Below are 13,262 nucleotides of genomic sequence, written 5' to 3'. Positions count from 1 at the left end.
GGGCGCCCAAGATCACCCAAGCGCCAGGACGATGCAGAAGTGTCAATTCTTACGGTATCGAGGAAACCCTATGAGCTACCTTAAACAAGAAATTGCGCTGCCAGGCATGGGGCCTGGCATTGCTCCCCGCTTGATTACCCATACTTTTGGCAATCCGCACTCGGGCAAGAGTGCATACATCCAGGCTGGTCTACACGGTGACGAACACCCCGGCCTGTTGGTGATCCAGCATCTGTTATTGCTGTTGAAACAACTGGACCAGCAAGGCGCCATCGCCGGTTCCATTACGCTGGTGCCGTACGCCAACCCGATCGGCATGGCACAGCGGGTGTTTGGCCCGGTGGTTGGACGCTTTGATCTGGAAAACGGCGAGAACTTCAACCGCAACTTCCCGCAGCTATCCGATGCCGTACGTGAGCATCTCAACGCAGGTAAAGGCGAAGGCATGACCACGCGTGACTGGAAGGCGTTTTTCCAGCAGCAACTGGATCAGCAACTGCCACCACGGCACGTTACCGGGGCGATGAAGCTCGAACTATCCCGGCTAGCTATGGCGCATGACATCATGCTTGATCTGCATTGCGACACCGACGCCATCGCCCATTTGTATTCCTCGCGCCTGCAATCCACCCGCGCCTGCAACCTGGCCAACCAGTTGGGCTCGCCCGTGGTGCTGGTCGAAGAACTGGATGCCGGTGGTGGCTCATTTGACCAGATGCATGCCAATGCCTGGGGCGTATTGCAAGCAGCCGGATTGTTCAGCGCTGAAAACGCCGGTTTTGCGGCCACCGTCGAATTGCGCGGCCAGATTGATATCAGCGATGAGCTGGCACAAAGCGACGCCGAGGCTATTCTTGATTTCCTCACCCAGGAAAGCGTGCTCAATCATGAAGGTGGCAGTGGCCGTCCACGGCCCCACGGCGCAGCACAGGTCTATCCGCTGGAAGCGGCAGTGCATATCCCCTGCCCTTGCTCCGGCGTAATCGTTTATCTGAAAGACCCCGGCCAGCAGGTGGAAAAGGGCGAAGTGATTGCCGAGATCGTCACCATTGATGGCGAGTTATTCAACGAGCGGGTTCCGGTCCACAGCGAAGTGGACGGCGTGCTGGTGGTGCGTCAATTGCACCGGTTGGTAAGGCCAGGTCAGCGCGCCGCGTTTGTGGCGGGCCATACACCGCCAGCGGAGCGTCGACCGGGCAAACTGCTGCTGGATTTCTAGGCAACAACGCCGGGCCTCACTGGCCGATCAACCCGTTAACCCTGACCCCGAACACAGTTTTTGCATCACCCAGAAAAGGTAATGAAGTATGAATACAGCAGCACTCTGCGCTCCGCGCATCGCCGACGCCGCTACCGTGCGTGCCCTGCTGCCGCGGCTCAATGTTCGTCAGGTACTGGAAGACACCTTTCGGGCACTGGGCCAGAACATGGCCGTGCAACCACCACAATCGCTGACGTTGTTTCCGCAAGATGCGGGGGACTTCATTACTTATCTGGGTGTGCTGGCGCATGCCGGTGTGTTCGGCGCCAAACTCTCGCCTTATATCGTCACCCCCGGGCGCCCGGTCATCACCGCCTGGACCACCTTGATATCCATGCAAACCGGCCAGCCCCTGTTGCTGTGTGACTCCGGCCAACTGACCACCGAACGCACCGCTGGCGCCACCGCGCTCGCCATCGACTATCTGGCCCCGACACACGCGGGCAAACTGGCGTTGATTGGTTCCGGCGCCGTCGGTCAGGCGCACTTACGCCATGTAGCCAGCCTGCGTGAATGGTCAGATATCAGCGTGTTTTCGCCCGACCTGCATGCCGACACCGAACGGCAAGCGACTTTGCAGGCGCTCGATAGCCGCGTGCAGATTGCCGCCTCGGCCGCTGCCTGCGTAAACGATGCCGATGTAGTCATGCTGTGTACGTCATCCGGTACGCCGGTGCTGGATATGGCGCATCTGACCAAACCGGCGCTGATTACCTCGATCAGCACCAACGTGGTCCGCGCCCATGAAATCCCACCCTCCGCACTGCCGGGCATGGATGTCTACTGCGATTACAAACTCACCACGCCAGGCAGCGCCGGTGAAATGGTTATCGCCGCTGCTGAGCGCGGCTGGTCGAGCGCCAGCGTGGTTGGCGATCTGGCTGATCTGGTTAACCAGCGTTGTAACAAGCCGGATTACCAGAAGCATGTGTTCTTTCGTTCGATTGGCTTGGGACTGGAAGACGTGGCCATCGCCTACGCGCTGCATCAGGTGTTGAGCGCGTAAATCGCGGGGAGTAAATCTGGAACACCGGTTTGACCATGCTCAGGCTGGTGTTGCAGGTTCGCCCGCAGCGCCACGCTGGTCGCCCTCATTCAGCTAACAACCGCCCCCCGCCCTCTTGTGCTTCCACAGGCCCAACCATGCCCAGCAAAACTCCAGCACCTGGCAAAGCGCTTTTGCTCACCCGCTATCGGCACGTCGCTGACAGCATCGCCACGCTGTTTTTCCCCTATGCCGAGGTGGTCATTCACGACCTGCAAGAACAACGTATTGTTCACCTGGCGAACAATTTATCCAAACGCGTCATCGGCGACGATTCGGCACTGGAAGAAATCGAACACGCCAGCCAGCAACAGGTGGTTGGCCCATATGAAAAGCTGAACTGGGACGGTCGACGCATGCGCTCGGTCAGCACAGTTCTTTTCGACGACCAGCACGTCGCTATCGGCATGATGTGCATCAATTTCAATATCGCGGTTTTTGACGACATGCGCGGCGCGCTGGATTTGTTCATCAAAGGCGCAGGGATCATCGCGCAACCTGCGGAACTGTTCAAAGACGACTGGCAAGAGCGGATCAACAGTTTTCTGCACCGCTGGCTGGCGGAGCGGCAATTGGCGCTGAATACATTGAGCCGCGATCACAAACAGCAACTGGTGGAAGCGCTGTATGCCGAAGGGGCGTTTCAGCGCAAAAGCGCGGCGGATTATGTGGCAAATGTACTGGGGATGGGGCGGGCGACGGTTTACAAGCATGTGAAGCGATTGAAGGAGGAAGGCGGTTGATTGAGATCGTCCCCCGGATTCGCGCAAGCAATCTTCGGAGCAGTTGAGTCGTTGATACATCGCCACCCCGGATTCTCGCTAATGCTTCATCCGGGCTACTGGACTGTTGCTTCACCTACAAAAGCTTGAGTGCCTACGGCACGGGATGTGTTGATACCCGGTGGTGACCGGGGGCACGTTACTTTTTCTTGCTTCGCCAAGAAAGTGTCCCGGTAAACCGGGATAAATAACCAAAAAGAAGGCGGCCCCGAACCGGCGCCCAGCCTGCGGCTGGATACCCGCTCTCCCGCCCAATTGCCCCGGCGGGTCGACGAACTAGCCCGCAAGCGGGCGTCGGACAGGCGTCACCCGAAACCCCGGCTCAATCGTGCTTCGCTTGGCGCCTTACAGGGGAGGTAGAGCACACCGTCTGCTGGCTAGTTTCGTAGCCTGGATAAAGCGAAGCGAGACTCCGGGGTGGCAATGCATCAACAAGCCCCGGGATTTGTATTTGCCGATATCGCGCCCCGGATTCCCACTTCGTTCCATCCGGCCTACGACCGAACGGGTTTCACCCGCCCTACCGCCCCATCACCGCCCCTCCCCAAAAACGCAACATCCCCTTGCGACTATCCCCTACACCCTCTCATTTCCGCTCAAAAATGACGTTTTGACACAAACAACCTGTCGCTTTCCAGCAAGCACACCCCCATTGCGTCCATGACAATGTCTTCACCTCTGTCACTGGTCACAAACCATGAATTCCAGCGTCTTGCAGTCTACCCACTCGCTCAAAGTCACTCTGGTGCAACGTGATGCCGAACAAGGCATTGCGATAGAACAACATCCCTCTATCCCCGCTTTATCCGCTCTGCTGCCAGCCCTGCACAACATGGGTCTGAGCGTGGAGCGCGAAGAACAACAAGAGCGCGCCGGCAAGTTCACGCATCGCTCCATGCTGTGGCTGGATGAAGCCTCCTCCGCCCAGCTGGGCGCGCTCAACCAATCCGAAAAGCTGGCCGATTTCCTGCGCCGCCTGTTTACTGCAGAAGCTGAAGATGGCCGTTTGAACGGGTTGGCCGTGGTGGCCGGGCTGAACGCGCACGAGATCATGCTGATCCGCGCTTATGCCAGTTATCTGCGCCAGGCTGGCTGGCACATGAGCTTGCGCTATATGGCCGATTGTCTGCGCCGGCAACCCTTTGCGGTGCGCGCATGGTTGGCGTATCACCATGCCCGGCTCGACCCGTTGCTGGCACGTGACGAACTGCAAGAAACCACCGGCAAGCAACTGGAGCGCGTGATTACCGCCCTGCAGGATGCCGATGCTGCAGACCTGCTGGAAAAGCTGCGCCAATTGGTCGCTGCCACGCTGCGCAGCAACTACTTTCAGCACAGCACACACGATCCACTGCCGTCGTATCTGGCATTCAAGCTCGATGCGCAGTCGCTGGATTTCCTGCCCAAACCGCGCCCGTTCCGCGAGATTTTTGTGTTTTCCGAGCGCTTTGAAGGCGTGCATTTGCGCGGTGGCCCAGTGTCGCGTGGCGGTTTGCGCTGGTCGGACCGGCGCGAAGATTACCGCACTGAAGTACTTGGGCTGGTCAAAGCCCAATTGGTCAAAAACGCGGTGATTGTACCCACCGGCGCCAAGGGCGGTTTTGTCTGCAAATTACTGCCGTTTGATGCCAGTCGCGAGACTATCGCCGAGGAAGGCATCACTTGCTACAGATCATTCATTAACGCTCTGCTGGACCTGACCGACAACAATATCGGTGGCCAGATCAACCATCCGCCACATATGGTACGCCACGATGCCGCCGACCCGTATCTGGTGGTCGCAGCCGATAAAGGCACCGCCAGTTTCTCCGATACCGCCAACGCCATCTCGATTGAGCGCGGCTTCTGGTTGGGCGACGCGTTTGCCTCGGGCGGCTCCAATGGTTACGACCACAAAAAGCTGGGCATCACCGCCAAAGGCGCGTGGGAAACCGCAAAAGTCCGCTTCACCGAAATCGGCATCGACTGGACCCGCGATGCGTTCACCGCGGTGGGCATTGGCGATATGAGCGGCGACGTTTTCGGCAACGGCATGCTGCTGATGCCGCACCTTCGGCTGATTGCCGCGTTCGATCATCGTCATATTTTTATCGACCCGAACCCCGAAACCAGCCGCGCCTATGCCGAGCGTGAACGGCTGTTTGCGCTGCCACGCTCATCGTGGGCCGATTACGACCAAACGCTCTTGTCGCAAGGCGGCGGTATCTGGGCACGCACCGAGCGCAATATCCCGATCTCGCCAGAAATCCAGCAAGCGCTGGGCATCAGCGACAGCAAATTAAACCCGGAAGCGTTAATCCGCGCCATTCTGGCCGCGCCCGTCACCGTGCTGTACAACGGTGGTATCGGCACTTATATCAAGGCGGCCAGCGAAACCCACGAACAAGTACGCGACCGCGCCAATGACCGCATTCGCCTGGACGCCCCGGAAATCCGCGCCCGCATGGTGGTGGAAGGGGGCAACCTTGGTCTGACCCAGGCCGCGCGTATTGCGCTGGCCGAGCAAGGCGTGCGCGTGCTGACCGACGCAGTGGATAACTCCGCGGGCGTGGATTGCTCTGACCATGAAGTGAATCTGAAAATTTTGCTGCAACAAGCGGCCTTGGCTGCCCCTGCCACCTCATCGTTACTGGCATCGATGGCGCCTGCCGTCGAGCAAGCCGTGCTGGCGACCAATCGTGCCCAAGCCCGCCGCATCATGCGTCATCGCCACGTGCCAGGCTTGATTGCAGACCCTGCCGCCTTGCTCAAGCAACTGGAAAACAGCGTCAATCTGGATCGGGCATTGGAACAGCTGCCCGGCAACAGCACCCTGGCTGCGCGGGAGCAACAACGGCTGGTTGAACCTGAGTTGGCGGTGGTACTGGCCTACGCCAAGATGGCGGTAAAAGGTGCCTTCATCAATCAGGAAATCTCGCTGCAACCGTGGCATCAGTACTATTTGACGCGCTACTTCCCACAACATGTTCGCAGTCTGGGTCTCGCGCAGCACGCGCTGGCGCGCGAGATTATCGGCACGCGCCTGGCCAACGAAATAGTCGACCGCGCCGGGATCAGCTTTGCGCACGACCTGACCCGTCAGCGGCAATGGCCGTTGGCCCAGGTCATCGAAGCCTTTGCTTTCGCCTATGCCGCGCTGGATCTGGATAGCTGGCTGCAACAGCACGATGCGTTGATCACTGCCCTGCCTGCAGCCACCCGCCATGCCATCGACGAAGCGCTGGAACATAGCCTGGCCGACAGCGTGACCGCTTTGCTGTCCAGCCCGGGCACTTTGTCGGCAAGCAGTTGGGAGGTGTTTCACACCGAACTGGGCGAATTCACGCGGGCGGACGACGCGACCCCTGAACAGTTGCCCGCCCAATTACGCCAACGCGCCCGTCGCTTTACGCGGCTGAGTGCCGCTACCCCTTTGATTGGCGCGGGACATAGCGCGGCAAAGGTGCTGGGAACCCTCGATCTGGTCTCACAACACACCGGCTCCACAGCTGTGGCTACCCGCCTGGACCAGGCGCAAGACCAGCATGCGTTGACCACAATGGCGCGCATTGACCTGCTGATTGCCAGCCGGGTGTTGGCGCGCGGTGAGACGGAGGTGGCAGAGTCAATTCAAGCGCTGGGGCTTTCGCCAGCGCTGCTTCAGATCAGTGCGCTTACCCCCCGGCAGGATGAGGGCGTGGCGGTTTGGCGAGAGCAGTTGCTGGCGGCGGTGAGCGCGTTGGATGAGGCGCGGTTTCAGCGGGAATTGGGGATATATGGGAGGTAACCCTTTGCGACAAGCGGTGGGCTTCACGCTTCGCCCGCCCTCTTCCGGCAATGTCCCACCGCTGAACTGTCTCTGGACACCTTTGCAAATCTGAGTCCCCTCGGCCCGGTTGTTTGCCAACCGGGCCGATTCAAACCATTGCACGCCAATTCACGCAAGCGGGGCCAGCAACTGGTCGATCTTCTCCAGCAACGCCGGCTCAAAGGGCGCGGCCTTCGTCGCTGCCACTGCGTCATGTACCTGGGACGGCCTGCTGGCGCCGATCAATACCGAAGTCATGCCCGAATGGCGCAACACCCAGGCCAACGCCATTTGTGCCAAGGTCTGTCCGCGTTCCAGAGCCATAGCGTTGAGCGCACGTACAACGTCCAGACGCTCTGCGGTGATTTGTTCGGGCTTCAAAAAACCATGGCGCGCCGCGCGCGAATCATCCGGAATATCGCCCTTCAGATAACGATCGGTGAGAACGCCCTGCGCCAACGGCGAGAAGGCAATGCAGCCAATACCCTCATCGGCCAGTGCGGGCAAAAGGGCAGGTTCAATCCAGCGATCCAGCATGCTGTAACGAGGCTGATGGAGCACACATGGCGTGCCCAGTTCGCGCAGTATGGGCGCGGCCCGGCGTAACAACGGCGCAGGATAATTGGACAATCCCACATACAGTGCGCGCCCGCTGGCAACAATTTGGGCCAGAGCGGCCATGGTTTCTTCCAGCGGCGTATCAGGATCTGGCCGATGGTGGTAGAAAATATCGACATAGTCCAAACCCAGACGCTTCAGGCTTTGGTCCAGGCTGGCCACCAGATACTTGCGGGAACCATAGTCGCCGTAAGGGCCAGGCCACATGGTGTAGCCGGCTTTGGTAGAGATAATCAGTTCATCGCGATAGGGTGCCAGATCGGCACGCAGTAGCTGGCCGAAAGCCTCTTCGGCAGAGCCCGGGGGCGGTCCGTAGTTGTTGGCCAGATCAAAGTGGGTAATGCCGTTGTCGAACGCGGTGCGAACAATGTCGCGGCCGTTTTCAAATCGGTCCACCCCGCCAAAGTTGTGCCACAAACCCAGCGAAACCGCAGAGAGTTTGAGGCCGCTGTTGCCACTGCGGCGATAAGGCATCTCGTCGTAACGCGAGGGGTTAGCCAGGTAAGGTGCCATCTGAATTTCTCCTGTTGATCAACCTTGAAAATTGTTCGGTCCCACAATCCAGCTTTGGCCAGTCAGTTGCGCGCTGGCGCTATCGGCTGGCTGGCTGATGTGTTCAGGCGCGCAATCGACCCCCTGAGCACGAGCGGGCATTCAATCTTTACTGTTCGATGTTTACGTTGCCGGTCTGCCACGGGGTCGAAATCCAGCAGACGCGCCACGGCCCAGCGCCCCATCTCTTCGTGGGGCAACACCAGCGTAGAAAGGGGCGGCTCCATGCTGCTGGCGAATACTTCATCGTCAAAACCAATGACCGAAATGTCTTCGGGTATCCGCAAACCACGCGATTTGATCGCTTCGTACGCGCCCAGCGCCATCCGGTCGCAAAAGCAGAAGATCGCCGTGGGCGGCAAGGGCAGATCCAGCAGCGCGTGCGTCTGCTCGCGCCCGCCGCGTTGGGTCCACCCTTCCGAATGGGTCTGCTCGGGCGAAACGATCAACGCTGGGTCTACAGCGATGTCGTACGTTGCCAGCGCTTGCCGGTAGCCAAGCAAGCGATCACGCGATCCTTCAATCCAGTCTTCACCGCTACTGATAAATGCGATTCGGCGATGACCTGCATCCAGCAAGGCGGTCGTGGCTGCAACGCCACCGGCGATATCGGCGGGCACAACGCTCGGGTAGTGCTGCTTTGAATAGTGACAGTTGAGCATGACTGTCGGCACGTCTCTCAGGCGATCTGGCGGGTTGGCCTCCTGCGTGAGCAGTGTGGCGTAAATGATGCCCTTCAAGGGGCGGCTCAAGAGATAGTTGAGCGCCTCGTTTTCGATCTGTTCATCACCGTGGGTGGCGATGGTGGCCAGCATGCAATTGCTGGAGGCCGCCTCATCCCGGGCGCCCTCCAGCAGTGCAGCGACATGCGGCGTCATGGCCAGATGGTTGATCAGCAAACCGATGATCGCTGGCGCTGACTCTGCGCGCAACGGCGCCGAATAACCCAGCTCACGCGCTACTTTCAGCACTTTTTCACGGGTGGCGGCCGAGATGCGCGTCCCCGGTGCATCGTTCAACACCAGTGACACACTGGCCTGAGAGACGCCAGCCTGCCTGCCAATATCTGACATGGTTACCCGTTTGTTCGGCGCTTTCATCGTCATCAGCCCATCTCTTTGCACAGTTGCGTTTTTCCCCGCCCGCAATCATCCGGGCCACGGTGCTGGGTCTGTCGCGCCCGGCGCAACACAGAAAAGCATAGGTTATATCAGTTATAAAGTTTTTTTATTACTTATTTTTTAGGTACAACATGTGAAACAAGGCATAAAAGATGAGTGTTTTCATGGACATTCCGTCTTTTTTATGAGGAATATCCGCGTATTTTTTTATGCGAATTAGGTTATACGCATTATTGACATTGATAAAACCGGGGGGTAGTTTTTGCCTCGCTCCAAAGTTTTCGTAGTAACCCTCCGATTCACTACATTTTTGTTCATCGTCAGGAGTTTTTATGAATAAGGCCACCACGTTATTGCTCACCCTTGCGGTTGCCAGCACGGGCGCGCTTGCCGCACCGACCCCCAAGATTGGTGTAACCATCTACAAGTTCGACGATACGTTCATGTCTTATGTTCGAGGCAAGATTGAATCGGAAGCCAAATCGGCTGGCGTCCCCATTTCCGTCCAGGACGGTCAGGGCGACCAATCCAAAGTCAACGATATTCAAGACCTGTTCTTGTCCCAAGGCTACAACGCACTGGCGCTGAACATGGTCGAGCCGACAGCTGCCAACGTTGTCATCCAGAAAGCTGCGGTCAAGAAGGTGCCAATCGTCTTCTTCAACCGTGAGCCCGACGCGGCCGATCTGGCCAAATATCCGTTGGCTTACTACGTAGGCGCCAAGGCACAGGCTTCCGGCACCATGGAAGGCGAAATTGTTGCCGACTACTGGAAAAAGCATCCTGAAGCCGACAAGAACAAAGATGGTGTTCTGCAGTACGTCATGTTGATTGGCGACCCGGCCAACACCGATGCCAAGTACCGCACCGAGTACTCGGTGAAGGCACTCACGGCAGCGGGCATCAAGGTTCAAAGCCTGGCTGAAGATACCGCCATGTGGAACCGTGGTGATGCACAGAACAAAATGCAGGCCTGGTTGACCAAGTTCGGCGACAAGATCGAAGTAGTGTTCGCCAATAACGACGATATGGCTCTGGGTGCGATCGAGGCACTGAAGGCTGCGGGTTATTTCGGTCCGGGCAAAAAGTACATCCCGGTCGTTGGTGTAGATGCAACACCGCCTGCACTTGATGCGCTCAAGCAAGGCACCTTGCTGGGTACAGTGCTGAACGATGCCGCGAACCAGGGCAAAGCGACCTTCGATCTGGCCTCCCAATTGGGCGCTGGTGCCAAGACCCTCAAGACTGTTGCGCCTCTGGCCAATGCTGACGGTACGCCTAACCCGCAAGGCCACTATGTTTGGGTTCCTTATACCAAGGTCACCAAGGATAACTACGCGAAATTCGTGAAATAAGGTTTCAGCCAAGTTGAGCTACACGGGGCATCCGCGACATCGGGCCCCGTTATTTTGAAGAACGGGAGTTCTGTCTCATGCCCGAAGTAACCAATATCCTGGAAATGCGCGGGATATCCAAAAGCTTCCCTGGTGTTCAGGCCTTGAACGAAGTCAGCCTGAACATTCGCCCGGGCACCGTCCATGCGCTGATGGGTGAAAACGGGGCTGGCAAATCAACACTGATGAAATGCCTATTCGGCATGTACCAGGTCGATGCGGGAACCATTGTCCTGAATGGCGAAGCCAAAGTATTCGCCAATTCCAAGCAAGCGCTTGATGCGGGCATTTCGATGATCCACCAGGAATTGCACCCGATCCCTCATCGGAGTGTGATGGAAAACCTGTGGCTTGGGCGCTACCCCACGCACGGAATCGGCCCTTTCAAGTTTGTTGACCATAAAAAAATGTTTGACGATACCGTCAAACTTTTCGCTGATCTGCAAATGGATCTGGACCCCAGACTCTGGGTCACCAATCTGTCGGTATCCAAGATCCAGTCGCTCGAAATCGCCAAGGCGGTGTCTTACCATTCGCGCATCATCATCATGGACGAGCCCACCTCCAGCCTGTCGGAGAAAGAAGTCGGGCACCTGTTTCAGATCATCCGCAAGCTGAAGGCCGATGGCGTCTCGATCATTTACATCTCGCACAAAATGGAAGAAATCCTCCAGATTGCCGACGAGGTCACGATCATGCGCGACGGCCGTCAAGTGGGCACGTATCCGTCCAGTGAATTGACCACCGACCTGATCATCAGTCGCATGGTCGGGCGCGATCTGACCCACCGCTTCCCCCCACGGGCCAATATCCCGGGCGAAGTGCTGATGGAGGTCAAGAATTTCACGTCGCCCAACCCGAAGTCGTTCAAAGATGCCTCTTTTGAGTTGAAACGCGGCGAAATTCTTGGGGTCAGCGGTTTGGTTGGCGCGCAAAGAACCGAGTTGATGGAGGCGATTTTTGGCATGCGCCCCGTCGCTTCTGGCCAGATATTGATGAACGGCGTACCCAAGACCATTCGCACCCCCGCTGACGCGCAAAAAAACAAAATGGCCCTCCTCACCGAGGAACGTCGCACCACCGGCATTTTCTCTATCCTTCCGGTCTTCGATAACACCCTGATGGCGCACTGGCGTCATTACGTCAGGCGTTTGGGGCTGCTGGATCTGAAGTCCGGCGAGGCCGACGTTCAGGAGCGTATCCGCACGCTGCGCGTGAAGACGCCTTCAAGCAGCACACTCATTCAGAACCTCTCAGGCGGAAACCAGCAGAAAGTCGTTTTCTCGCGCTGGCTTCTGACTGATCCGGAAATACTGATTCTTGACGAACCGACCCGCGGTATCGACGTCGGCGCCAAATACGAGATTTACACGTTGATCACTGAATTGGCACAGCGCGGCAAGGCCATCATCATGATTTCGTCCGAACTACCCGAAATTCTGGGCATGTCCGACCGAATCATGGTCATGTGCGAAGGTCGAGTGACCGGCATCGTGCCGGGAGCTGAAGCGACACAGGAAAAGATCATGCATCTCTCGACCCAATTCATGACACAAGGAGATTCGAATGACAAAGTTTGAAATAAAAGCACCAGGCCGCTCCAGGCTGACCCAGTTCAAGGAGATGGCGGTAAAGCGCGCCATGATTTTCGTGCTCCTGGCGCTGATTCTGGTTACTGGCTTTATCCAGCCCTCGTTTCTGGATGTGACGAACCTGATCAACGTTTTGATGATCTCGTCCGTCTACGTGATTCTGGCGCTCGGTGAAGGGCCGATCCTCTTGACCAAGGGTGTGGATCTTTCCGCAGGCCGGGTCGTCGGGCTGACCGCGTGTATCGCTGCATCCATGCTGCAACGTGCCGACTACGCCAGCAAAGTCTTTCCAGATCTGCCCGTCTCGCCGTTGTGGCTTCCGATTCTGCTGGCCGTTCTGGCGGGCGTGATCGTCGGCCTCATGAATGGCGCGATCGTGGCCTATCTGAAGGTGGTCCCCTTTATCACCACGCTGGGAACAATGGTGATCGTGTACGGCGCGACTTCGCTGTACGTTGACCGCCCTCCCCACGGTGCCACACCAATTGGTGGGCTGCGTGACGATTTCACCATGATCTCCAATGGCGCCATCAACATCTACGGCGATTTCCGATTGCCGTATATCGTGATCATTGCCGCAGTAGTCATTGTGTTGATGTGGGTGCTTTTGAACCTGACCACCACCGGCAAAAATATTTATGCGATCGGCGCGAACCCGGATGCGGCTACCGTTTCCGGGGTGAACGTTAACCGCACGCTGATCACGGTCTATGTGATCGCTGGCGCCCTGTATGGTCTGGCCGGTTCGCTCCAGGCCGCTCGTCAGGGTAGTGCAACCAATAACCTCGGGTTTACATGGGAACTGGATGCGATTGCCGCCTGCGTGATCGGCGGGGTCTCCACTTCCGGGGGGATAGGGACAGTCGGGGGGATCGTAACGGGCGTGCTGATCCTGACCTTCCTCAACAACGCCCTGGTTATTCTTGGTGTATCGGTCTATTGGCAGCAGATTTTCAAGGGTCTCATCATCGTGACCGCAGTGGCCATCGACATCCGCAAATACCTGAAGAAGCGTTGATTCACTTCGCGCAGACCCCAGGGCTGGTTCTGCATCAGCTCTGGGGTTTGCGCGATGTTCATTCAGCCTTGTTCTGCACCACGGCCGTTCCA

General features: G+C 57.8%; 9 protein-coding genes. 7 read left to right on the top strand and 2 right to left on the bottom strand.

What is annotated here, in order from left to right:
* The first annotated feature begins 70 nt into the window (after positions 1–70).
* The 4 genes from N7220_RS15625 (at position 71) to N7220_RS15610 (ending at position 6,854) form a co-directional block, all read left to right on the top strand.
* On the top strand, positions 71–1,219 hold the full coding sequence (locus N7220_RS15625; RefSeq protein WP_283148443.1) for a succinylglutamate desuccinylase/aspartoacylase domain-containing protein: 1,149 nt from the start codon (positions 71–73) through the stop codon (positions 1,217–1,219).
* A gap of 88 nt (positions 1,220–1,307) precedes the next feature.
* Positions 1,308–2,267, top strand: a complete 960-nt coding sequence (locus N7220_RS15620) for an ornithine cyclodeaminase family protein (protein WP_283148442.1) — start codon at positions 1,308–1,310, stop codon at positions 2,265–2,267.
* 137 nt (positions 2,268–2,404) lie between these two features.
* A complete protein-coding gene (locus tag N7220_RS15615) occupies positions 2,405–3,049 on the top strand; it encodes a helix-turn-helix transcriptional regulator (RefSeq protein ID WP_283148441.1) in 645 nt (214 codons plus the stop codon).
* 736 nt (positions 3,050–3,785) lie between these two features.
* Complete coding sequence (locus N7220_RS15610) at positions 3,786–6,854, top strand: NAD-glutamate dehydrogenase domain-containing protein (RefSeq protein WP_283148440.1); 3,069 nt, start codon at positions 3,786–3,788, stop codon at positions 6,852–6,854.
* 150 nt (positions 6,855–7,004) lie between these two features.
* On the opposite strand, the gene N7220_RS15605 is transcribed toward N7220_RS15610, so the two are convergent.
* Both N7220_RS15605 and N7220_RS15600 read right to left on the bottom strand, forming a co-directional pair.
* Positions 7,005–8,006: an aldo/keto reductase gene (locus N7220_RS15605; RefSeq protein WP_283148439.1), complete on the bottom strand. Its 1,002-nt coding sequence runs from the start codon at positions 8,004–8,006 to the stop codon at positions 7,005–7,007.
* A 62-nt stretch (positions 8,007–8,068) separates the two neighbouring features.
* A complete protein-coding gene (locus N7220_RS15600) occupies positions 8,069–9,151 on the bottom strand; it encodes a LacI family DNA-binding transcriptional regulator (protein ID WP_283148438.1) in 1,083 nt (360 codons plus the stop codon).
* Between the two features lie 347 nt (positions 9,152–9,498).
* Between N7220_RS15600 and N7220_RS15595 the strand changes: the two genes are divergently transcribed.
* From N7220_RS15595 to mglC, 3 genes are all read left to right on the top strand, one after another.
* Positions 9,499–10,521, top strand: coding sequence for a galactose ABC transporter substrate-binding protein (locus tag N7220_RS15595; protein WP_283148437.1), 1,023 nt, complete (start codon positions 9,499–9,501; stop codon positions 10,519–10,521).
* Positions 10,522–10,598: 77 nt separating this feature from the next.
* On the top strand, positions 10,599–12,140 hold the full coding sequence (locus N7220_RS15590) for a sugar ABC transporter ATP-binding protein (protein WP_283148436.1): 1,542 nt from the start codon (positions 10,599–10,601) through the stop codon (positions 12,138–12,140).
* Positions 12,127–13,170 carry a galactose/methyl galactoside ABC transporter permease MglC gene (gene mglC / locus N7220_RS15585; protein ID WP_283148435.1) on the top strand — a complete coding sequence of 348 codons (1,044 nt, stop codon included), beginning with the start codon at positions 12,127–12,129 and terminating at the stop codon, positions 13,168–13,170. Before N7220_RS15590 ends, mglC begins: the two co-directional genes overlap by 14 nt.
* The last annotated feature ends 92 nt before the right edge of the window (positions 13,171–13,262 follow it).

This window comes from Silvimonas soli (assembly GCF_030035605.1).
In the GTDB taxonomy this organism is placed as follows: Bacteria; Pseudomonadota; Gammaproteobacteria; order Burkholderiales; family Chitinibacteraceae; genus Silvimonas; species Silvimonas soli.
Note: the sequence above shows the minus strand (reverse complement) of the source record. Positions and strands in the feature narration are given on the sequence as shown.

Bases quoted from the DNA above. Each gene is read 5' to 3' on its own strand.
- N7220_RS15625 (WP_283148443.1), top strand. From the start codon at position 71: ATGAGCTACCTTAAACAAGAAATTGCGCTGCCAGGCATGGGGCCTGGC.
- N7220_RS15620 (WP_283148442.1), top strand. From the start codon at position 1,308: ATGAATACAGCAGCACTCTGCGCTCCGCGCATCGCCGACGCCGCTACC.
- N7220_RS15615 (WP_283148441.1), top strand. From the start codon at position 2,405: ATGCCCAGCAAAACTCCAGCACCTGGCAAAGCGCTTTTGCTCACCCGC.
- N7220_RS15610 (WP_283148440.1), top strand. From the start codon at position 3,786: ATGAATTCCAGCGTCTTGCAGTCTACCCACTCGCTCAAAGTCACTCTG.
- N7220_RS15605 (WP_283148439.1), bottom strand. From the start codon at position 8,006: ATGGCACCTTACCTGGCTAACCCCTCGCGTTACGACGAGATGCCTTAT.
- N7220_RS15600 (WP_283148438.1), bottom strand. From the start codon at position 9,151: ATGACGATGAAAGCGCCGAACAAACGGGTAACCATGTCAGATATTGGC.
- N7220_RS15595 (WP_283148437.1), top strand. From the start codon at position 9,499: ATGAATAAGGCCACCACGTTATTGCTCACCCTTGCGGTTGCCAGCACG.
- N7220_RS15590 (WP_283148436.1), top strand. From the start codon at position 10,599: ATGCCCGAAGTAACCAATATCCTGGAAATGCGCGGGATATCCAAAAGC.
- mglC (WP_283148435.1), top strand. From the start codon at position 12,127: ATGACAAAGTTTGAAATAAAAGCACCAGGCCGCTCCAGGCTGACCCAG.